The sequence below is a fragment of the Mumia sp. ZJ1417 genome, assembly GCF_014127285.1.
Classification (GTDB): domain Bacteria; phylum Actinomycetota; class Actinomycetes; order Propionibacteriales; family Nocardioidaceae; genus Mumia.
Genome location: NZ_CP059901.1, coordinates 1371951 through 1393241, shown reverse-complemented (window position 1 = coordinate 1393241; position 21291 = coordinate 1371951). Strand labels below are relative to the sequence as shown.

Here is a 21291-nt window from a genome sequence, read left to right as displayed (position 1 = left end):
TGAGCAGGCGGGTCGGCAGCGCGAGAAGAACGGGCCGTCGCGGCGCGCGCAGGGGTGTCCACCGACGCGCCGTACGGAAGACTGTCCCTATGTCGCTGACTCGCCGAGAGGTCCTCGTCGCACTCGCTGCTGCTGGGGCCGGGCTCGCCACCGGCTGCACCGGCGACGACCCCGACTCGGCTCCGGCCACCGAGCCGACGACCGCTCCCCCTGCGTCGCCGTCGACGGCTCCGGCGTCTCCGGCACCCGCTGCGCCGGGCGACCCGACGCGCCTGAGCGTCGACGGCGCGATCGCCGAGGACCTCACCGTTCCGTGGGGGCTGGCGTTCCTCCGCGACGGCAGCGCGCTGGTCACCGAGCGCGACACCGCGCGTGTCGTCCGAGTCGGTGGCGGGCGTACGACCACCGTCGGCGAGGTGCCCGGCGTCGACACCGACAGCGGTGAGGGCGGTCTCATGGGGATCGTCGTCCTCCCTGGCGAGGACGCGGTGATCGCGGCCTTCACCTCGCCTGACGACAACCGGATCGTGCGCATGGCGTACGACGGGCGACGCCTGGGCCGGCCGAAGGTGCTGCTCGACGGCATCCCCCGCGCGTTCAACCACAACGGCGGCAGGCTCGTGATCGGCCCCGACGGCACGCTGTACGCCAGCACCGGCGACGCCGGGCAGGGCGAGCGCTCCCAGGACGTCGACTCGCCCGCCGGGAAGGTCCTGCGCATGACGCTCGACGGCAAGGCCGCCGAAGGCAACCCGTTCGGCAACCGTGTGTGGTCGTACGGTCACCGCAACATCGAGGGGCTCGCGTTCGACTCCGCGGGCCGACTCTGGGCGGCGGAGTTCGGCGACCAGGAGACCGACGAGCTCAACCTGATCGAGCGCGGCGCCAACTACGGCTGGCCGCAGACCGAGGGTCCGACCGACGCCAAGGGCATCACCGGCCCGAAGGCGTGGTGGAGCACCGACGACGCCTCGCCCGCCGGAGTCGGGATCGCGTACGGGACGGCGTACGTCGCCGCGCTGCGCGGACAGTGCGTCTGGGCTGTGCCGTTGTCGGGCACCGATGCCGGACGACCGCGACGGCGCCTCGCCGGCGAGGACCTCGGCCGCATCCGCAACGCCGTCCCCGCCCCCGATGGGTCGCTCTGGGTGACGACCAGCAATACCGACGGCCGTGGCGACCCACGGGCCGGCGACGACCGCATCCTGCGCGTCACCGTCGGTTAGGGTCGATCGCATGACCTGGCTCGTCACCGGCGGCGCGGGATACATCGGCTCGCACGTCGTCCGCGCGTTCCTCGACGCCGACATCGAGGTCGTCGTGCTCGACTCCCTGGAGACGGGGTTCCGCGAGTTCGTCCCGGGCGACGTCCCCTTCGTCGAGGCCAACGTCACCGACACCGACACCGTCCGTACGACGCTGCGCGGGCACGCCGTACGCGGGGTGGTGCACGTGGCGGGCTACAAGTACGCCGGTGTCTCGGTGCACAGGCCGCTGCACACGTACGAGCAGAACGTGACGGGCACTGTCCACCTGCTCGAGGCGATGGCCGAGGAGGGTGTCGAGTCGATCGTGTTCTCGTCGTCAGCCGCCGTGTACGGCACGCCTGACACCGAGATCGTCACCGAGACGACGCCGACGTCGCCAGAGTCCCCGTACGGGGAGAGCAAGCTCGTCGACGAGTGGGTGCTGCGCGCGCAGGCGGTCGCGACCGGGCTGCGGCAGACGTCGCTCCGATACTTCAACGTCGTCGGGTCGGGGTATGAGGATCTGTACGACGCGAGCCCGCACAACCTCTTCCCCAAGGTGTTCAAGACGCTGACAGACGGCGGGGTGCCGATGATCAACGGCGACGACTACGCGACGCCCGACGGCACGTGCGTCCGCGACTACGTCTCTGTCACCGACCTCGCGCACAGCCACGTCGTCGCGGCGCGGGCGCTGGCCAACGAGGCGGCGCTCGAGCCCGTCTACAACCTGGGGAGCGGTGAGGGCGTCTCCGTACGCCAGATCATGGACACGATCGCGTCGGTGACGGGGATCGACTTCGTTCCGACCATCGGGCCGCGCCGTCCGGGCGACCCCGCGCGGATCGTCGCGTCGGGCGAGCTGGCTGCGCGCGACCTGGAGTGGGCGATGCGGCACGACCTCACGGACATGGTCCGCTCGGCATGGGGCGCCTGGATGCACGTCGTCGGTCGGAGCAGCCTCCCGGAGTGACTCGCGGTCAGGAGAGGCCGGCGAAGCGCTCGACCTTCTTCGTCGCGCCGGACACGATGAGCTCGTCGAACTCGCCGACGAACGTCTCCGGTCGGGCGTACGTGAAGTCGGCGCCGGGCCGCTTCACCCCGACGACCGTGATGCCGTACTGGCTGCGCAGGGCCGACTCCGCGAGCGTCCGGCCGACCGCTCCGGCAGGTGCCGCCGTACGGGCGATCGCGAACCCGTCGTCGAACTCGATGAAGTCGATCATCGTGCCGGTGACCATGTGCGCGACGCGCTCGCCCATCGCTGACTCCGGATAGACGACGTGACGCGCACCGACGCGCTCGAGGATCTTGCCGTGCTTCTTGTTGATGGCCTTCGCCCAGACCTCGCGCACCCCGAGCTCGTTGAGGGTGAGCACGGTCAGCACGCTCGCCTCGATGTCGGTGCCGATACCGACGACGGCGCGGTCGAACTGGTCAGCGCCGATCTGCCGGAGGGCCTCCTCGTCGGTCGAGTCCGCCTGGACGACGTGCGTGAACTCGGTCGCCCACTTCTGCACGAGATCCATGCTCTCGTCGATCCCCAGCACCTCGTGCCCGAGGCGGGTCAGCGACGACGCGACCGCCGTGCCGAAGCGCCCGAGACCGATCACGAGGACCGGTGCATCCGCCGGGACGTCCTGCTTAGCCACTGCTCGTCTCCTCGTCGTAGGTCAATCCGTGCCGTGCGTCGGGTCGTCCGACCCTGCGCCGCTCATCCGATGATGGGGCGCTCCTCGGGGAGGTGGAAGCGACGTGGCCGGGCGCGCAGCGCGAGCGCGGATGCCGTCGCGACCGTACCGACACGTCCGATCAGCATCAAGGCCATCAGCACCACCTGTGCGCCGCCGGGAAGCGTACCGGTGATCCCCATCGAGAGGCCGGTAGTGCCGAAGGCGGACGTCGCCTCGAACAAGGCTTCCTCGAGGCTGACGTCGGCCAGCGCCAGCAGCGCCAACGTCCCCACGACCACCAGCATCACGGCGATCAGCGCGACCGTGAGCGCCTGACGCAGGGTGCTGGCGCCGATGCGTCGCGAGCCGATGGTCACGTCGGGGTCGCCGCGGACCTCGGCCAGGATGACGTACCCGAGAAGGAAGAAGGTCGTGATCTTGATGCCGCCGGCGGTGCTCGCCGAGCCGCCGCCGATGAACATCATGATCGTGGCGATGAGCGTCGTCTCCGGGTGGGCGTCGGAGTAGTCGACCGAGTTGAAGCCGCCCGAGCGTGGCATGACGCCACCCTCGAAGGACGTCACGAGCTTCTCCCCGAGCGGCATCGAGCCGATGGTCGCCGGGTTGGCCCACTCGACGGCCGCGAACAGCAGCGTGCCCACGCCGAGCAGGAGAAACGAGCCCCAGACCGTGAGGCGCGTGTGGATCGACCAGCGCTCGGGGCGGCGCCAGCGCTTCGAGAGCTCGGCGAGCACGGGGAAGCCCATCGCCCCGACGAAGACCGCCACCGAGATCGGCAGGATCAGCGCGGCGTCGCCGGCGTAGCCGACGAGGCTGTCGGGTGCCAGCGCGAACCCGGCGTTGTTGAACGCCATCACGGAGTAGAAGATGCCGTGCCAGAGGGCCTCTCCCCACCCCTCGCCGTGGCGCGACTCGAAGCCCACCGTCAGGACGACCGCGACCACCGCCTCGAAGGCGAGCATCGTGAACAGGATCCGCTTGACCAGCGGGATGACCTCGCCGAGGTTCACGAGGTGCAGGTCGACCTGTGCGGCCAGCCGCGAGCGCAGTCCGATCCGGCCCCCGACGACGACACCGAGGATCGTCGCCAGCGTGACGAACCCGAAACCGCCGATCTGGACGAGCACGAGGACGACCACCTGCCCGAGCGGCGTCCAGTACGACGAGACGTCGACGGTGCTCAGCCCGGTCACGGTCACGGCGGAGACGGACGTGAACGAGGCCTGGAGCAGTCCGTTGCCGCTCTGACCCTCCGTCCGCATGCCCGGCAGCATCAGGATCAGCGTGCCCACGATGCTGCCGGCGACGAATGTCACCGGCAGGATGCGGACGGGGTGCGCCAGCGCCGTCGCCATGTTGGACCAGCGCGACCGCCGTGAGGAGAGGGCCACCTGCCAGACGCTACCGGCTCGGAGGTCTGTCGGGGTTCGGCACCATCGTGCTGGCCCGGACCACCAGGTCGACCTCGAGCTCGGAGTGGACCGGCTCGCGGTCGCCGGGCTCGGCGTCGAGAAGACCGAGCAGCAGCCCCGCCGCCTGCGTCGCCTGGGCGCGCACGTGCTGGTCGACGGTCGTCAGCCCGAAGACCGGGCCGAGGTCGTGTCCGTCGATGCCGACGACGGACACGTCACGCGGGACGTCGAGCCCGAGGTCGCGTGCCGCCGTGATCGCGCCGATCGCCATCTCGTCGGAGGCGGCAAAGATCGCCGTGGGGCGCAGCCGGGGATCGCACAGCAGCCGTTTGGCGGCGGCGTACCCCTCGGCCATCGTGAAGTCACCGAGGACGAGCAGCTCCGGGGCAGGCGGGATCCCTGCCTCGCTCAACGCGTGCGCGTACCCGCCCTGCCGCGTGGTTGCGAGGTCGAAGTCGCCCGGCCCCTCCCAGCCGAGGTGGGCGATCCGTTCGTGCCCGAGCGCGATCAGGTGCTCGGTCGCGAGCCGGGCGGACGCGAAGTCGTCGATGCTCACGGTCGAGACGCCGGGCATCACGCCGCCGATGCACACGACGGGCGTGCCGACCCGCAGCAGGTCCGCACGCTCGGCGTCGTCGAGCTCGAGCGAGACCGCGAGGAGGCCGTCGACGCGTTTGCGCAGCAGGAAGTCGCTGAACACCAGGTCGCGCTCACGCTTGCCGCCGCCGAGGTAGTAGAGCGTGAGGTCGTACCCCTCGGCGGCGAGCACGGTCGACGCCGTCTCGATGACGGTGCTGAAGAACCACCGGTTGACCCAGGGCACGACCAGGCCGACGTTCTTGCTGCGCCCGGACGCGAGACTGGCGGCGTTGTACGAGGCGACGTAGCCGAGCTCGCGGGCGGCCTGCGCGCTGAGGGTGCGTGCGGTCTCGGAGACATGCCCGCGCCCGCTGAGGGCCCGAGAGACGGTAGCGACCGAGAGGCCTGCCCGCTCGGCGACCTCCTTGATCGTCACCGCCTTGCTCGACACCGCCTCACGCCCCCTCAGGGGTGGGCTCGCCCGCAGGACGCAGACGAAGCCACACGGTCGCGTCGGACGTGAGGTGTCCGTCGACCACGGCGTCGGGGGTGCTGGCGAGGAGGACCTCGTGACCGTCGACCGGGACCGGGTCGGAGGAGAGGTTTGCCAGCACGAGCACCTCCCCGTTCACGAGTCCGAGCACCGCGTCATCGGTGCGGGACCACGCTAGCGAACCCGATCCGAGCCCGAGGGACTTTCTCAGGTCGAGCGCGGCCGTGTAGAGCGACAGCGTCGAGGCCGGGTCACGTCGCTGCACGTCCCGGGCGTACGAGGCCCACTGCGCCGGCTGCGGGAGCCAGCTCTCGCCGGTCGCGTTGAACCCGTACGCCGGCGCGTCGGCCTCCCACGGGATGGGGACACGGCAGCCGTCGCGGCCGGTCACCGCGCCGCCGCTGCGGAGGAAGTACGGGTCGCGGCGCTGCGCGGCGGGGATGTCGAGCACCTCGGGCAGCCCGAGCTCTTCCCCCTGATAGAGGTACACCGCGCCCGGCAGGGAGAGCATCAGGAGCGCGGCCGCGCGCGCACGACGCTCACCTCGTACGGGGTCGAGGCCGGTGGCCTCCGTGATGCCGTGCCCCGTCTCGACCGACCCGGCCGGCAGCGCGAAGCGTGTCGCGTGCCGGACGACGTCGTGGTTGGAGAGCACCCACGTGCTCGGCGCTCCCACTCCCCCGAACGCCGCCAGCGACTCGTCGATGACCGCACGCAGCGCACGGGCGTCCCACGGCGTGTGGAGGTAGGCGAAGTTGAAGGCCTGGTGCATCTCGCGCGGGCGCACCCACTTTGCGGCCCGGGTCAGCGGTGTGACGTTCGCCTCGGCGCACAGGATGCGGTCGGAGCCCCACGTCTCCAGGCGAGCACGCCAGCGCTCGTAGATCCGGTGGACGCCGGGCTGGTCGAACATCGGCGCGTCCTCGCCCGGGAAGCCCGGGCTGCTCGCGCCATCGGCCCTGCCACCCCAGTTCGGAAGTCCTGGCGCCTTCACGAGCGCGTGCGCCACGTCCACCCGGAAGCCGTCGACACTGCGCGCGAGCCAGAAGTCGAGCACGTCGTCGAAGAACGCGAGGACCTCGTCGTTCTCCCAGTCGAAGTCGGGCTGGGTGGGGTCGAACAGGTGGAGGTACCACTGGCCGGGGAGGCCGTCCGCCTCCGTCACCCGCGTCCACGCCGGGCCGCCGAAGTGCGAGCGCCAGTCGTTGGGAGGCAGCTCGCCGGACTCTCCCGCGCCGTCGCGGAAGACGAAGCGGGCACGCTCGCGGCTGCCCGGTGCCGCGGCGAGCGCGGCGGCAAACAGCGGGTGGTCGCTCGAGGCGTGGTTGGGGACGAGGTCGATGATCACCCTCAGCCCGAGGGCGCGCGCCTCACCCACCAGCAGGTCGAAGTCGTCGAGCGAGCCGAACATCGGGTCGACGTCGCAGTAGTCGCTCACGTCGTACCCGCCGTCACGCTGCGGCGAGGGGTAGAAGGGCGAGAGCCAGACCGCGTCGACGCCGAGCTCGGCGAGCGACGAGAGGTGTCGCGTGATCCCGCGAAGGTCACCCGTGCCATCGCCGTCGCCGTCGGCGAACGACCGCGGATAGACCTGGTAGACGACGGCATCACGCCACCATCCACCCCGCTCCGTACGATCCTCCGTGGCCGCCGGCCCGTCGATCCGAGGCGCAACCTCGACCGCCATGCTCTCTCCTCCGTCGTGTCGAACGTCACTGAATTGGAAGCGATTACAACACATCTCCGCGACGCTCTCCAGCACGAGCCTCCGAAGCTGGTGGCGCCCTCCCCTGAAAAACCAGGGCACTGACCAGCCCGTTATCGAAATGTTGCGAGCATGTTTCGCCGCGCCTCTTGCCGAGCACGGCGTATCTGACCTAGAAATGGAAGCGATTCCACACCTTGAAGGGAGCATCATGCTGGTGAACTCGAGGGGCGCACTCACCGCAGGCGTCCTCGCCGCGGCATCCGCCCTCCTGCTGAGCGCGTGCGGCGGCTCGGCAGAAGACGACAAGAAGGACGGCGACAGCGGCGCCACCTCGACCCTGTCCATGTGGGTCGACGCCGAGCGTGCGCCCGCCCTCAAGGACGCCGTCGCGTCCTTCAAGGAGGACAAGGGCGTCGAGGTCAAGCTCGTCATCAAGGACTTCCAGGCCGCTCGCGACGACTTCATCACCCAGGTCTCCGCCGGCAAGGGCCCGGACCTGATCGTCGGCCCGCACGACTGGGTCGGCAAATTCGTCCAGAACGGCGTCGTCGCGCCGCTCGAGCTCGGCGACAAGGCCTCGCAGTTCGAGGACGCGGCCGTCCAGGCCATGACGTTCGAGGGCAAGACCTACGGCCTGCCGTATGCGATCGAGAACGTCGCCCTGGTCCGCAACACCGCGCTGCTCCCCGAGCCGACGGCGACGATGGACGACGTCGTCGCGGCCGGCAAGAAGGTCGTCGACTCCGGCAAGGCGAAGTATCCGTTCCTCGTCGGGCTCGACCCCAAGCAGGGCGATCCCTACCACCTCTACGGCATCCAGACCTCGTACGGCGCTCCCGTCTTCGAGCGCAACGCCGAGGGCGACTACGACCCGACCAAGCTCGGTCTGGGCAACCCCGGCGGCGTCGAGTTCGCCAAGGACCTGGCCGCGTGGTCGAAGGCCGGCGCGTTCAACGCCAACATCACCGGCGACATCGCCAAGGATGCCTTCAACAAGGGCGAGTCCCCGTACTTCCTCACCGGCCCGTGGAACATCCCGGACATGCAGAAGGCCGGGATCGAGATCGCGATCGACCCGATCCCGACCGGTGGCTCCGAGGCAGCCACCCCGTTCATCGGCGTCAACGGCTTCTTCATCAGCGCCAAGGCGAAGAACGCGCTCGCGGCGAGCGAGTTCGCGCTCAACTACCTCAGCACCGAGGACGCCCAGGACGCGCTGTTCGCCCAGGGCGGGCGTCCGCCGGCCCTGAAGGCGTCGTTCGAGAAGGCGGCGTCCGACCCGATCGTCGCGGCGTTCGGCGAGATCGGCAAGACCGGCGCTCCGATGCCCGCCATCGCGCAGATGGACGCGGTCTGGGCCGACTGGGGCGCGACCGAGCTCGACATCATCAAGGGCAAGGCCAACCCGGCGCAGGCCTGGCCGAAGATGGTCACCAGCGTCCAGGCGAAGGTCGCCGGCTGACCTCGTCCTGACGGCCGGGGAGCGGGTCCTCCGCTCCCCGGCCGCCCTGACTTCCCCCGTACGTTCCCCAGGAGGGGCCTCACCTCATGACGCTCACCGACGAACCCCGCACCGAGGGCTCGGGATCTCCGGACCAGCGACCGGGCCGTCGTGGCCCGTGGGCGTGGTTGAGCCGTCCGGGCGAGACCGACGGGCTCGTCGGCATCCTCGTCAAGATCGTGCTGCTCGCGGTCGTCGACGCCTTCGCGCTGTACGCGGTGTTCCTGCTCGCCGCGCAGGACGAGTGGCTCGTCCTCGCGATCGGCGTGGTGCTCACCGTCGCGGTCAACGTCGTCTACTTGCGCCGAGACGGCCTCCCCGCGAAGTACCTCGCTCCCGGCATCGTGCTCCTGCTGGTCTTCCAGGTGTTCGTGATGGTCTACACCGGCTTCATCGCGTTCACGAATGCCGGCGACGGCCACCTCGGGAGCAAGGACGACGCGGTCGCAGCGATCTCGACGAAGGGCCAGGAACGGGTTCCCGACTCCCCCCAGTACCAGCTCTCCGTGCTCGAACGCCGCGGTGAGCTCGCCTTCCTCCTGACGGCTCCCGACGGAGCGGTCACGGTCGGTTCGTCCGACGAGCCGCAGGAGCCCACCGACGACGCCGAGACCGATGGTTCGGGCAAGGCGGTCGGCCTCGACGGCTACACGTCGCTCTCGTTCGAGGAGCTGCTCCAGCGCCAGGACGAGATCCTCGAGGTGGCGGTCCCGGTCTCCGACGACCCGGCCGACGGCAGCCTCCGTACGGCCGACGGCAGCAGCGCGTACGAGTACCGCTCCCACCTCCGCTACGACGCCGCGACCGACAGCGTCACGGACACCACGACCGGGGTCGTCTACCGCGACGAGGGGGACGGCGCCTTCGTCTCCGCCGACGGCGACGAGCTGGTGCCCGGATGGCAGATCAACGTCGGCTTCGACAACTTCCGCCGGGCGGCCGAGACCCCGCAGCTGCGCGACTCGCTCGTGTCGGTGATCGCGTGGACGTTCGTCTTCGCGACGCTGTCGGTGGTGCTCTGCTTCGGCCTCGGACTGTTCCTCGCGACCGTCTTCAACGTCGCGCGGATGCGGGGCAAGAAGTTCTACCGGGTGATGCTGATCCTCCCGTACGCGTTCCCCGCGTTCCTGTCCGGTCTCGTCTGGTCGGGGATGCTCAACGCGGAGTTCGGCTTCATCAACCAGGTGCTGCTCGGCGGCGCCGATATCGAGTGGCTCACCGACCCGTGGCTCGCGCGCTTCAGCGTGCTCTTCGTGAACCTCTGGCTGGGCTTCCCCTACATGTTCCTCGTGTGCACCGGCGCGCTCCAGTCGATCCCCGACGAGATGAGCGAGGCGGCACGCATGGACGGCGCGAGCCCCTGGAAGGCGTTCCGCGCGGTCAAGCTGCCGCTCCTGCTCGTGTCGGTGGCACCGCTGCTCATCACGACGTTCGCCTACAACTTCAACAACTTCAACGTGATCTACATGCTCACCCGCGGCGGCCCTCGCTTCGAGGACACCGCCAACGACGTCGGCGCGACCGACCTGCTGATCACGATGGTCTACAAGGTTGCGTTCGGAACGGGCACGGGCCGCGACTACGGGCTCGCGAGCGCGCTGGCGATCATCATCTTCGTCGTCATCGGTGTGATCTCCGCGCTGCTGTTCCGCCGTACGAAGGCACTGGAGGACATCCACTGATGAGCACCGTCCCCGCACCACGCCGCCGTACCTTCCGTCGGTGGTTCGCCACGCTCGGCTGGCGACACGTCATCGGCATCGTCGTCACCGCGTACGCCGCGTTCCCGCTGCTGTACGTCCTGTCGGCCTCGCTCGACCCGTCCGGCACGCTGGCCGGCAGCAGCCGTTTGTTCGCCACGATCGACCTCAGCAACTACCGCGAGCTGTTCACCGACCCGTCCCGGCCGTACGGCAAGTGGTTCGTCAACACCCTGGTCGTCGGCGGCATCACGGCCATCGGCACCGTCTTCCTCGGCGCACTCGCGGCGTACGCGTTCTCACGGATGCGGTTCACCGGCCGCCGCTTCGGGCTGATGTCGCTGATGCTGATCCAGATGTTCCCGCAGATGCTCGCCGTCGTCGCGATCTTCATCCTCATGTCGACGATCGGTGACGTCTTCCCCTCGCTCGGGATCGGCACACACGCCGGCCTGATCCTCGTCTACCTCGGCGGCGCGCTCGGTGTGAACACGTACCTCATGTACGGCTTCTTCAACACCGTGCCCGTCTCGATCGACGAGGCCGCGAGGCTGGACGGGGCGAGCCACGCGCAGATCTTCTTCGGGATCATCCTGCGGCTTGTGACGCCGATCCTCGCGGTCGTCGGGCTGCTCGCGTTCATCACGGCGACGAGCGAGTTCGTGATCGCGAGCGTGTTCCTGACCGACCCGGACCAGCAGACGCTCTCGGTCGGGCTCTTCGGCTACGTCTCGGAGCAGACGTCGACCAACTGGACGATCTTCGCCGCCGGCGCCGTGCTCGCGGCGATCCCGGTCATGGTGGTCTTCCTCGCCCTGCAGCGCTACATCGTCAACGGGCTGGTGTCCGGCTCGGTGAAGTAGCCGGTCCGGGTCTGGGAGACCGCAGGACGAGGTGTGCGGCGACGCCGGCGACCAGCGCCCAGAACGCCGCGCCGATCCCCGCGACGGTCACGCCGCTGGCCGCCACGACGAAGGTGATGACGGCGGGCTCGCGGCGTACGGTCGCCGACATCGCGGCGTGCAGCGAGGCCCCGAGCGTGCCGACGAGCGCGAGCCCGGCCGCGGCCTCGACCACTCCCCGCGGGGCTGCGGCGACGACTGTGGCGAGCGCGGTCGAGAGCAGCGCGATGACGAGGTACGCCCAGCCGGCCGTGTGCGCGGCGAGCCACCGTCGTCTCGGGTCGGGCCCTGCCTCGGGTCCCGCCGCCAGCGCCGCGGTGATGGCGGCGAGGTTGATCGCATGACCTCCGGCGGACGCCCCGAGGAGGGTGCCGACTCCGGTCGTCGCCATCGTCGCGCGCCACGGGACGGTGAACCCGTACGACGCCATCACGGCGACGCCGGGGACGTTCTGCGCGGCCATCGTCACGACGTACAGCGGCAGCGCGATCCCGACGACGGCCTGCCACTCCAGCGACGGAGCCGTCCACACGAGGTGAGGCAGGAGCGGCCCGTCGAGGCTGTCGCCGTTTTGCGCGAGCCAGAGCGCGACGACCGCCATCGTCACGGCGAACGCCGCCGGCACGGCCCAGCGCGGCGCGAGGCGCAGCAGCACGAGCCACGTGACCACGATCGGCGCGACCATCCACGGGCTGGCCGCGAGGCCCCGGACAGGTTCGAGGCACAGCGGGAGGAGCACCCCGGCGAGCATCGCGTGCGCGACCGGGGCCGGGATGCGTGCGACGATCCCCCCGAGCGCGGGCCATGCCGCCGTGGCCACGATCAGCAGCCCGGTCACCGCGAACGCGCCGACCGCGGCAGGCCAGCCCCCGTCGGTCGCGGCGGCCCCCGCGAGCATCGCCGCGCCCGGCGTGGACCACGCCAGCGTCAACGGCATCCGATAGCGCCACGACAGCACGATCATGCCGACCGCTTGCGCGACGCACAGGACCAGCAGGCCCGACGCCGCTTCCGGCCCGGACGCCCCGACGGCGCGCAGCCCCGCGAGGACGACGGCGAACGAGCTCGTGAACCCGACGAGCGCCGCCACCACGCCCGCGACGTACGGCTGCCGTCCGGGCACATCCGACCTCGTCATCGCCGTCTCCTCGCGCGTTCTGCATACGGAACGTTCTGTATACGGAACTGTACGGGCTAGGGTGGCCCCCATGTCCAGTCCTCCCGATCCCGCCGCGCGGATCGGCGCGCGCGTGCGCGACCTACGGGTGCAGCGCGGGCTCAGCCAGTCGGCGCTCTCTCGGGCGGCGCAGATCGGCAAGGGCTCGCTCTCGGAGCTCGAGGCAGGCCTGCGCAATCCGACCATCGCCACGCTGTACGCCCTCGCGGGCCCGCTCCACGTCCCGCTCGCGGCACTGCTCGACGACGCCGTCGGTGCCGAGGTCTCCGGCGACGGGCTCACCGCGCACCTTCTCGACGTCCGGGTGCGCGACGGCGCGACGGTCGAGACGTACGCGATGCGTTTCGAGCCCGGCACGATCCGGCGCTCCCCCGCGCACGGCGACGGCGTCGTCGAGCACCTCGTGGTGACCTGCGGGCGCCTGCGCCTAGGCCCCGACGATGCACTGCAGGATGTGGCGACCGGCGAGCACGCGAGGTTCGTCGCCGACCGTCCCCACGCGTACGAGGTGGTGGGCGACGACCAGGCCGAGGCGGTCCTGGTGATCCTCACCCCGCCCCGAACTCCATCGCGTGAGACGGCCTCCTCTCCCTAGACTGACCGGATGAGATCAGGCATCGACAGCAGCGGGATCGACAACGACGTCCGGGTGCAGGACGACCTGTTCCGACACGTGAACGGGAGCTGGCTCGCCACCGCCGAGATCCCGGCCGATCGCGCGGTCGCCGGATCGTTCATCACCCTCGTCGACGAGGCCGAGGCCGACGTCCGCGCGATCGTCGAGGAGTGCCAGCAGGCTCCCGGCAACCCGGCTGGGTCGACCGTCGATGACGAGGCGGCCAAGATCGGTGCGCTCTTCACCAGCTTCATGGACACCGAGCGGGTCGAGGCGCTCGGTGCGACGCCGCTGGCCGACGACCTCGCCCGCGTCGACACGATCAGCGACCTCCATGACGTGGTCGAGGCGATCGGCCGCCTCGAGCGCCGGGCGGCGTCGAGCGTGTTTGGCATGTACGTCGGACCCGACAGCGGCAACCCCGACCGCTACATCGTCACGATGCTCCAGGGCGGCCTCGGCCTTCCTGACGAGGCGTACTACCGCGAGGAGCAGTTCGCGGCGATCCGCGAGGCTTACAAGGGGCACCTCGCGACGATGCTCACCCTCGCCGGGCTCGACGACGGCCAGGGCCGCGCCGCTCGCATCTACGCGCTCGAGGCCCGGCTCGCCGCCGGCCACTGGGACCGCGTCGCCAGCCGTGACGCCGTCAAGACGTACAACCTCACGGCGCTCGACGAGCTCCAGCTGCTGACCCCCGCTCTGGACTGGCGTGCCTGGGCTGCGGCCGCGCGGTTCGACGTGGCCGTGCTGGCCGAGGTCGTCGTCGCGCAGCCCTCGTACTTCGAGGCGCTGTCCGAGACTCTGCGCGGTGAGGACGTCGAGGCGTGGAAGGACTGGCTGCGCTTCCGCCTCGTCAGCGCCGCTGCGCCCTACCTGTCGAGCGCGTTCGTCGACGAGAACTTCGACTTCTACGGCCGCACGCTCTCGGGCACCGACGAGCTGCGCGCCCGCTGGAAGCGCGGCGTCGCGTTCGTCGAGGGTGCGATCGGTGAGGGCGTCGGCCGCCTCTACGTCGAGCGCCACTTCCCGCCCACCGCAGCCGCGCGCATGGACGAGCTCGTCGCCCACCTCGTGGCCGCGTACGAGCAGAGCATCCGCGACCTGTCGTGGATGAGCGACGTGACCAAGGAGCGCGCGCTCGAGAAGCTCGCGTCGTTCACCCCGAAGGTCGGCTTCCCCAAGACGTGGCGCGACTACGACGCACTCGTCGCCGACCCGTACGACCTCCTCGGCAACGTCCGCCGCGCCTCCGACGTCGCCACCGACCGCGAGCTGGCCAAGATCGGGAAGCCGATCGACCGCGACGAGTGGCTGATGACCCCACAGACGGTCAACGCCTACTACAACCCCACGATGAACGAGATCGTCTTCCCGGCCGCGATCCTCCAGCCTCCGTTCTTCGACGCCGAGGCCGACGACGCCGTCAACTACGGCGGCATCGGCGGCGTGATCGGCCATGAGATCGGGCACGGGTTCGACGACCAGGGCTCCCAGTACGACGGCACCGGCGCGCTGCGCAACTGGTGGACCGACGACGACCGTGCCGCGTTCGACAAGCTCACCGGCTCGCTGATCGCGCAGTACGACGCGCTCTCGCCCGACGGCGCCGACGGCCAGACCGTCAACGGCGCGCTCACGATCGGCGAGAACATCGGCGACCTCGGTGGCCTCGGCATCGCGCTGAAGGCGTACCACCTTTCGCTCGGCGGACAGGAGCCCCCGGTCCTCGACGGCCTCACGGGCGTGCAGCGGTTCTTCGTGTCGTGGGCGCAGGTCTGGCGGGGCAAGGTGCGTCCGACCGAGGTCGTGCGCCGCCTGACGATCGACCCGCACGCGCCGCCGGAGTTCCGGTGCAACCAGGTCGTCCGCAACGTCGACGCCTTCTACGACGCCTTCGGGCTCACCGATGACGACGCCCTGTGGCTGGACGTCGATCAGCGCGTGACGATCTGGTGAGCACGCCCGCACACTCGCCCGAGCGGGTCGCGAGCATCCAGCGCCGTACGGTCGGCGTGCTGTCCGGCGCGCAGGTCGTCGGTGGCCTGGGAGCAGGGGCCGCGCTGTCGGTCGGGGCGCTTCTCGTCAGGGACGTGTCGGGGTCGTCGGCATGGGCGGGGCTTGCGACGACGATGCTCACCCTCGGCTCTGCCCTGCTCGCGTTGCCGCTCGCCGCGCTGGCCTCGGCCCGCGGCCGCCGTCCGGCGCTTGCGACCGGCTGGCTGCTCGCGGCCGCAGGCGCACTGGTCGTGGTCGCGGGCGCCCAGCTCGACGCGACGTGGCTGATCCTCGCCGGTCTCTTCGTGGTCGGCGCCAACACCGCCACCAACCTCCAGTCGCGCTACGCCGCCACCGACCTCGCCCAGCCCCTCCACGTCGGGCGGGCGCTGTCGCTCGTGGTGTGGGCGACGACGATCGGCTCCGTCATCGGGCCCAACCTCACAGAGGTCGGCGCACGCACCGCGGACATGCTCGGCATCCCCGACCTCGCGGGCCCGTTCGCGATCGCGGCCGTCGGGTTCGCCGCCACCGCGGTCCTGACCGGGTTGGCGCTCGTCCCCGACCCCCTGCGCGTCGCCAAGTCCCTGCGGCCCGAGGTGGTCGACGGGGTCTCGACGCGGCCGCGCATGCGCGACGCCTGGCCCGTCCTGCGTGTCAACGCCGCCGCGCGGACCGGCGTCGTCTCCGTCTCCGGGGCACATGCGCTCATGGTGGCGGTGATGGCGATGACGCCCGTCCACATGGCCGACCACGGATCCAGCCTCACGATCATCGGCCTGACGATCAGCCTCCACATCGCGGGGATGTTCGCGCTCTCGCCCGTGATGGGCATCCTCGCCGACCGCTGGGGACGCGGACGCACGATCGTGCTCGGCCAGGCGCTGCTGCTCCTTGCCACCCTCGTCGCCGGGACCGCGGGTGAGTCCGAGACACGGATGATCGTCGGACTGACGCTGCTCGGACTGGGATGGTCCGCCTCGACGATCGCTGGCTCCTCGCTGATCGCCCAGGCGGTTCCCACCGAGATGCGGCCGCCCGTGCAGGGTGCCTCCGACTTCGTGATGAGCCTCGGCGGGGCGCTCGGCGGGCTTCTCGCCGGCGTCATCATCGCCATGTGGGGGTTCGGACCGCTCAACCTCGTCGCGGCCTTCCTCACCGTCCCTGCGATCCGGATGGTGAGGGCAGGACGGCACCACGTGGCCCGTCCCGGCAGACTGGTCCCGTGACCTCGACGACCGACGACGCGCACTCCACCAAGGGCGCCTACGTGCACAGCGGTGAGGACTACAGCCGCGACATGCGCTACCTCACCACCCGCATCACCCGAGACGGCCGCGACGGCTATCGGGTCGAGCCCGGCCGCTACCGGCTCGTCGCGGCGCGCGCGTGCCCCTGGGCAAACCGAGCAGTCATCGTCCGCCGGCTCCTCGGCCTCGAGGACGCGATCTCGATGGGGCTGTGCGGACCCGTCCACGACGCCCGCAGCTGGACTTTCGACCTCGACCCTGGCGGCGTCGACCCCGTGCTCGGGTACGAGCGGCTCCAGCAGGCCTACTTCGCCCGCGACCCTGACTATCCGCTCGGCATCACCGTTCCGGCGATGGTCGACGTCCCCACCAGGGCGGTCGCGACCAACGACTTCGACCAGATCACCCGTGACCTCTTCTTCGAGTGGGCCGACTTCCACCGCGAGGGGGCGCCCGACCTGTGGCCCGAGGACCTGCGCGACGAGATGGAACCCGTGATGAAGCGGGTCTTCACCGAGGTCAACAACGGGGTCTACCGCTGCGGCTTCGCAGGGTCGCAACATGCCTATGACGCCGCGTACGACCGGTTGTGGACCGCGCTCGACTGGCTCGAGGACCGCCTCGCGACCCGGCGCTACCTGATGGGTGACACGATCACCGAGGCCGACGTGCGGCTGTTCACGACACTGGCGCGCTTCGACGCCGTCTACCACGGGCACTTCAAGTGCAACCGTCAGAAGCTGGCCGAGATGCCGGTGCTGTGGGCGTACGCCCGCGACCTGTTCCAGACCGCCGGGTTCGGTGACACGATCGACTTCGACCAGATCAAGGCGCACTACTACGTCGTCCACGCCGACATCAACCCGACGCAGATCGTGCCGAAGGGCCCGGACCTGTCCGGCTGGCACACCGCGCACGGACGCGAGGAGCTCGGCGGCCGCCCGTTCGGCGACGGCACGCCGCCCGCGTCCCTAGCGGCGGGCACCCTGGCGGTCTGACGCAGCCCGCTCACGGTCTGCAACGTGCTCGCAACCCTTGTCACAGCCACCCTGGCGCGCCTACGGTCGTGTCTCAGGCCGCTGGGGGGCGGCCGTGACGCGGGGGAGCGCGTATGAAGCACGACATGCCGTGGGGGCCATCGCCCGCCTTGGGCCACTTCACGTACTGGCCACGTACGGACACCTGGGTCTTCTCCGAGGAGCTCTGCGCGATCTTCGGCTTCGCGCCGTCGATGCAGATCACCTCCGAGGTCGTCCTAGACCACCAGCATCCCGACGACGTCGCACGCACTCGTGCGCTGATCGCGACGCGGGGGCTCGGCGACGAGACCGGTTTCAGCTACCAGCACCGGATCGTCGACTCCTGTGGCTTCGTCCACGAGGTCGTGGTGGTCGGCAGCGACCGCGAGGATCCGGACGGGCACGACCCGATCACGGAGGGGTTCATGGTGGACCTCAGCCAGGCCGGCGGCCACCCGCAGCGCAGCACGCCGATGGTCTCCGTCGAGTTCGACCCGGTCGATCTCGTGATCACGCAGTGCCCGCACTGCCCGAAGTGGTGGGCCGAGGTGACCGCGAGCGACGACGGCACCGTCGTACGGGAGTGGCACGAGCCGTTCTGCCCGGAGGTCCTGCGCTGGACGGCGCCCGACCCGGCGCTGCTCACCGCCAAAAGCACAGGGGTCCGGCTGCTACGGTAGCCGCCGTGCCCGACTCCGCTGCCCCACGTCCTCGCCACCCGACCCTCGCGGAGTACCGGGCGATCGCCCAGCCGCCCGAGGTCCGGGCGCGGCGCAGCGCGGAGCACTGGGTCGCCGACCTCTATCTCCGCGACATCTCGCCGTACGTGAGCCGACCGCTGGTCAGGCTCGGGCTCAGCGCGAACGCGGTGACGGGCCTGATGATCCTCAGCGGCTGGCTCGCTGCCGGATCGCTGCTCGTGCCCGGCCTCGTCGGGGTCGTCCTGGCCGTGTTCTTCGGCCAGCTCCAGATGCTCCTCGACTGCGCGGACGGTGAGGTCGCGCGATGGCGCGGCACCCTCTCCCCCGCCGGCACGTTCCTGGACAAGATCGGCCACTACACCACCGAGTCGCTGATCCCGATCGCGCTCGGCGTACGGGCGGCCGGCGGGCTGCCGGACATGTCCGACCACTACGGCTGGACGACGCTCGGCGCACTCCTGGCGGTCGTCATCCTGCTCAACAAGTCCCTCAACGACTTCGTCCACGTCTCGCGCGCCTTCTCCGGGCTCCCCCGGGTCGCCGACAGCGCCGAGGCCGCCGCCCCGCGCCCCGGACTCGTCGCCACGCTGCGTCGGTGGGCACGCTTCGTGCCGTTCCACCGGCTCTACCACTCGGTCGAGCTCACGTTGTTCGCTCTCGCCGCTGCCGTCGTCGACCTCCTCGCCGGCGACGCATGGGGAGGTCTCGCGGGGACACGCACCCTGGTCGTCGTGCTGCTGCCGCTGGCCCTGCTCGCCGTGGTGGGGCACTTCGTGGCCATCATGGCGTCGTCACGGCTTCGAGCGCCGACACCCTGAGCCGACTCCCTGAGGAGTGCGGAGACGGCACCTGCCACGACGGTAGGCTGTCCGGCGTGCACCGGATCCGTCGCCTTGGCCAGGTCGCGCGCCGAGGGGGTGCGCTTCTCCGCAACCGGCTCGACCGCCGGTCGTTCGCCGCACGCTGCAACGACGACCCGGCGGCCCTGGACGCACCGGTCGCGCTCTACTTCGCCGACGGCCCCGAGAACCTCTACCAGCTCCACCAGTGGGACCGTGTCCTCGCCGCGCTTCCCTGGCCCGTGGTCGTGATCGCGGCGCGCCCTGACACTGGGCGTCGCGTCCTGGACGAGACCTCGCTGCCCGTGTTCTTCGCGCCGGGCTCGTCGTACCTCGAGGCCCTCGTCGCCCGCGGAAGGCTGCAGGTCGTCGCCTACGTCAACCACCTCCCCCTCAACTTCCGCATGCTGCGCTTCGCGAGCCCCGTCCACGTACACCTGGGCCACGGTGAGAGCGACAAGGACTCCAGCGTCACCAACCAGAACAAGGCGTACGACCGGGTGCTCGTCGCCGGCGCGGCCGCCCGTGCGCGGATCGCCGGCGCCCTTCGGGAGTTCGACGCCGCCGCGCACGTCCGCGAGGTCGGGCGGCCGCAGCTCGATCTTGACTATCCCGGCGCGCCGGGCTGGCCCGACGACGGCCGCACGAGGGTGCTCTACGCACCGACGTGGGAGGGCGACCGGGCCAGCATGGCGTACGGTTCGGTGGCGTCGCACGGCGTCGCCCTCGTCCGCTCCCTGGTGGACGACCCGCGCTATCGCGTGATCTACCGGCCGCACCCCCGTACGGGCGTCCAGGACCCCTCGTACGCGGCTGCCGACCGCCGCATCCGCGCCCTGCTCGCAGAGCGAGGTTCTGACCACCTCGTCGACACGGGCCCGTACGGGTGGCAATGGGCCTTCGCGGACGTGTGCGTCACCGATCTCTCCTCGGTCGCCTACGACTGGCTGGCGACGGGCAAGCCGATGCTCGTGACCGTCCCGACCGAGGCTCGCACCACGCTGCCGCCCTCGCTCTTCCTCGACGAGGTGCCGCGACTGGAGGCGGCGGACGCGCCGCACGCGGCCGCGATCCTCGACCGGCCGTGGCCGCGCGAGCGGATGCGCGAGCTGTCGGAGGCCTACTTCGGCGACACCGCGCCGGGGGCGAGCACCGCCCGTTTCGTGGCGGCGCTCGACGAGGCGATCAGGCTCGCATCCGTACCGGTCGGACCAACCTCCGCAGCCGGCCCCGCAGACGAGGACTGAGAATCCGGCCCCGGACCGAGGAGACCGACGGCTCGCCGACCACCGGCGGGAACGACTTGCGGGCGATGCGCCGGTCGAAGTCGTCAGCCGACTCACCCGGGTCGAACACGTGGCGCAGCCCGTGTCGGTGCAGGAAGTCCGAGTAGCGCCCGAACCGCTCCGCGTGCCCATCGACCAGCGGCTGCCAGTCCGCCTCGGCGTGCAGGGCGACCGCGTCCACCCCGTTCACGTCGACATCGATGCGCCGGTGCGGGATCTCGTGGTAGCGGGCGAGCTCGAGCGTGCGCGCGTCGTGGGTCAGGACGTACGCCGGGGTCCCGGCGAGCAGCGCGGCGATGTTGCCGTGGATGCGGGTGCCGTAGGAGAACGGGAAGCGGGCGAGCGCCTCCATCCACGTCGTCGAGTCGAGAGGGAATCGCGTGCGCCCCTCGGCGATCAGCGGGTGGTCGGGGTGGACGGGAAGCCGGAGATCGGCGCCGGGACGGTCGACCTGGCCCTCGAGCAGGAGCGCGAGCGTCCGGATGTCCTGGGCGAAGTAGACCAGGCCGGGATAGCGCGCGACCTGGTCCTCGACCACCGGGGCCATCTGCTTGAGGTACGGCGACAGGTTGAAGGCGATCGGGCCTGCGGGATCGAGGTGGCGCCCGGGGTCGCGGAGCGGAAGCGTGTCGCCGTGGAGGAACATCGACGGGCAGCCGATCACGTCGACGTGGTCGCCGCCGAAGCCGAGCCCCGCGAGGTATTCGGCGGTCCACTCGCCCCGGACCCCGATCGAGGGAGAGTGGTCGAGCACGGCGCGCATGAAGCGCGTCACGGCGTCGCCGACCTGGCGCGGCGCGCGTACGCCCTCGCCCACAGCAGACTGCACTCCGACGCCGACCACGGTGACGGGGATCGAGAGCTTCTCGATCGTCTCGGTGATCGCGTCGAGGTTGGGGAGGAACCGCTTGCGGAAGGCGTTGGCGAGCGGGATGACGACGTGGTCGAACCGCTCGTCGATCTCCTCAGGGCCTAGCGTCCGGGCGTGGTTGAGGCGAGCGATCTGGATCGTCGCCTCTGATGTGGACAGCGTCCGCTGGACGGCATAGCTGAACAACAGGTTGCCGACGTTGTCGCCGACGAGGTTGCGCGCGAGGACCCGGTCCGCCGCCGGCGTCGTGAACGGGTTGCGGTGGGCCCGCAGAAGCACCTGGGTCACAAAAGTCTCC

18 protein-coding genes are annotated in these 21291 nt (G+C 70.6%); 12 read left to right on the top strand and 6 right to left on the bottom strand.

Going from position 1 to position 21291, the window contains the following annotated elements:
* The first annotated feature begins 89 nt into the window (after positions 1 to 89).
* Entirely contained in the window at positions 90 to 1226 is a 1137-nt protein-coding gene (locus H4N58_RS06700) for a sorbosone dehydrogenase family protein (protein WP_167251956.1), read from the top strand.
* A 10-nt stretch (positions 1227 to 1236) separates the two neighbouring features.
* Positions 1237 to 2220, top strand: a complete 984-nt coding sequence (gene galE, locus H4N58_RS06695; RefSeq protein WP_167251957.1) for a UDP-glucose 4-epimerase GalE — start codon at positions 1237 to 1239, stop codon at positions 2218 to 2220.
* A 7-nt stretch (positions 2221 to 2227) separates the two neighbouring features.
* On the opposite strand, the gene H4N58_RS06690 is transcribed toward galE, so the two are convergent.
* From H4N58_RS06690 to H4N58_RS06675, 4 genes are all read right to left on the bottom strand, one after another.
* The gene (locus H4N58_RS06690) at positions 2228 to 2899 is read right to left on the bottom strand and encodes a TrkA family potassium uptake protein (RefSeq protein ID WP_243843097.1); all 672 of its coding nucleotides are present in this window, start codon (positions 2897 to 2899) and stop codon (positions 2228 to 2230) included.
* A gap of 62 nt (positions 2900 to 2961) precedes the next feature.
* Positions 2962 to 4332, bottom strand: coding sequence for a TrkH family potassium uptake protein (locus tag H4N58_RS06685; protein ID WP_243843096.1), 1371 nt, complete (start codon positions 4330 to 4332; stop codon positions 2962 to 2964).
* A 10-nt stretch (positions 4333 to 4342) separates the two neighbouring features.
* A complete protein-coding gene (locus tag H4N58_RS06680; RefSeq protein ID WP_208322500.1) occupies positions 4343 to 5383 on the bottom strand; it encodes a LacI family DNA-binding transcriptional regulator in 1041 nt (346 codons plus the stop codon).
* 4 nt (positions 5384 to 5387) lie between these two features.
* On the bottom strand, positions 5388 to 7112 hold the full coding sequence (locus H4N58_RS06675) for a glycoside hydrolase family 13 protein (RefSeq protein ID WP_167007856.1): 1725 nt from the start codon (positions 7110 to 7112) through the stop codon (positions 5388 to 5390).
* A gap of 364 nt (positions 7113 to 7476) precedes the next feature.
* On the opposite strand from H4N58_RS06675, the gene H4N58_RS06670 reads away from it, so the two are divergent.
* The 3 genes from H4N58_RS06670 (at position 7477) to H4N58_RS06660 (ending at position 11197) form a co-directional block, all read left to right on the top strand.
* Entirely contained in the window at positions 7477 to 8595 is a 1119-nt protein-coding gene (locus H4N58_RS06670; RefSeq protein WP_208322536.1) for a maltose ABC transporter substrate-binding protein, read from the top strand.
* 86 nt (positions 8596 to 8681) lie between these two features.
* Entirely contained in the window at positions 8682 to 10316 is a 1635-nt protein-coding gene (locus H4N58_RS06665; protein WP_167251958.1) for an ABC transporter permease subunit, read from the top strand.
* Positions 10316 to 11197 (top strand): sugar ABC transporter permease, encoded by an 882-nt coding sequence (locus H4N58_RS06660; protein ID WP_167251959.1) that lies wholly within the window; start codon positions 10316 to 10318, stop codon positions 11195 to 11197. Before H4N58_RS06665 ends, H4N58_RS06660 begins: the two co-directional genes overlap by 1 nt.
* Here H4N58_RS06660 and H4N58_RS06655 read toward each other — a convergent pair.
* A complete protein-coding gene (locus H4N58_RS06655) occupies positions 11166 to 12374 on the bottom strand; it encodes a benzoate/H(+) symporter BenE family transporter (protein ID WP_167251960.1) in 1209 nt (402 codons plus the stop codon). The genes H4N58_RS06660 and H4N58_RS06655 overlap by 32 nt on opposite strands.
* 70 nt (positions 12375 to 12444) lie before the next feature.
* On the opposite strand from H4N58_RS06655, the gene H4N58_RS06650 reads away from it, so the two are divergent.
* The 7 genes from H4N58_RS06650 to H4N58_RS06620 all read left to right on the top strand — a co-directional run bounded on the left by H4N58_RS06650 (position 12445) and on the right by H4N58_RS06620 (position 20083).
* Positions 12445 to 13008: a helix-turn-helix domain-containing protein gene (locus tag H4N58_RS06650; protein WP_167007844.1), complete on the top strand. Its 564-nt coding sequence runs from the start codon at positions 12445 to 12447 to the stop codon at positions 13006 to 13008.
* 9 nt (positions 13009 to 13017) lie between these two features.
* Positions 13018 to 14988: a M13 family metallopeptidase gene (locus H4N58_RS06645; protein ID WP_167251961.1), complete on the top strand. Its 1971-nt coding sequence runs from the start codon at positions 13018 to 13020 to the stop codon at positions 14986 to 14988.
* The gene (locus H4N58_RS06640; protein WP_243843095.1) at positions 14985 to 16256 is read left to right on the top strand and encodes an MFS transporter; all 1272 of its coding nucleotides are present in this window, start codon (positions 14985 to 14987) and stop codon (positions 16254 to 16256) included. The genes H4N58_RS06645 and H4N58_RS06640 overlap by 4 nt, the downstream gene beginning before the upstream one ends.
* Before the next feature lie 71 nt (positions 16257 to 16327).
* Positions 16328 to 17275, top strand: coding sequence for a glutathione S-transferase family protein (locus H4N58_RS06635; protein ID WP_208322534.1), 948 nt, complete (start codon positions 16328 to 16330; stop codon positions 17273 to 17275).
* A 113-nt stretch (positions 17276 to 17388) separates the two neighbouring features.
* On the top strand, positions 17389 to 17976 hold the full coding sequence (locus H4N58_RS06630; RefSeq protein ID WP_167007837.1) for a hypothetical protein: 588 nt from the start codon (positions 17389 to 17391) through the stop codon (positions 17974 to 17976).
* 5 nt (positions 17977 to 17981) lie between these two features.
* A complete protein-coding gene (locus tag H4N58_RS06625; protein WP_167007835.1) occupies positions 17982 to 18815 on the top strand; it encodes a CDP-alcohol phosphatidyltransferase family protein in 834 nt (277 codons plus the stop codon).
* Positions 18816 to 18871: 56 nt separating this feature from the next.
* A complete protein-coding gene (locus H4N58_RS06620) occupies positions 18872 to 20083 on the top strand; it encodes a CDP-glycerol glycerophosphotransferase family protein (protein WP_167251962.1) in 1212 nt (403 codons plus the stop codon).
* Here the strand turns inward: H4N58_RS06620 and H4N58_RS06615 are convergent.
* The gene (locus H4N58_RS06615; protein ID WP_167251963.1) at positions 20022 to 21281 is read right to left on the bottom strand and encodes a polysaccharide pyruvyl transferase family protein; all 1260 of its coding nucleotides are present in this window, start codon (positions 21279 to 21281) and stop codon (positions 20022 to 20024) included. The genes H4N58_RS06620 and H4N58_RS06615 overlap by 62 nt on opposite strands.
* Between the last annotated feature and the right edge of the window lie 10 nt (positions 21282 to 21291).

Coding starts and splice junctions, on each gene's coding strand:
- H4N58_RS06700 (WP_167251956.1), top strand. CDS start 90: ATGTCGCTGACTCGCCGAGAGGTCCTCGTCGCACTCGCTGCTGCTGGG.
- galE (WP_167251957.1), top strand. CDS start 1,237: ATGACCTGGCTCGTCACCGGCGGCGCGGGATACATCGGCTCGCACGTC.
- H4N58_RS06675 (WP_167007856.1), bottom strand. CDS start 7,112: ATGGCGGTCGAGGTTGCGCCTCGGATCGACGGGCCGGCGGCCACGGAG.
- H4N58_RS06670 (WP_208322536.1), top strand. CDS start 7,477: ATGTGGGTCGACGCCGAGCGTGCGCCCGCCCTCAAGGACGCCGTCGCG.
- H4N58_RS06665 (WP_167251958.1), top strand. CDS start 8,682: ATGACGCTCACCGACGAACCCCGCACCGAGGGCTCGGGATCTCCGGAC.
- H4N58_RS06660 (WP_167251959.1), top strand. CDS start 10,316: ATGAGCACCGTCCCCGCACCACGCCGCCGTACCTTCCGTCGGTGGTTC.
- H4N58_RS06655 (WP_167251960.1), bottom strand. CDS start 12,374: ATGACGAGGTCGGATGTGCCCGGACGGCAGCCGTACGTCGCGGGCGTG.
- H4N58_RS06650 (WP_167007844.1), top strand. CDS start 12,445: ATGTCCAGTCCTCCCGATCCCGCCGCGCGGATCGGCGCGCGCGTGCGC.
- H4N58_RS06645 (WP_167251961.1), top strand. CDS start 13,018: ATGAGATCAGGCATCGACAGCAGCGGGATCGACAACGACGTCCGGGTG.
- H4N58_RS06635 (WP_208322534.1), top strand. CDS start 16,328: ATGCGCTACCTCACCACCCGCATCACCCGAGACGGCCGCGACGGCTAT.
- H4N58_RS06630 (WP_167007837.1), top strand. CDS start 17,389: ATGAAGCACGACATGCCGTGGGGGCCATCGCCCGCCTTGGGCCACTTC.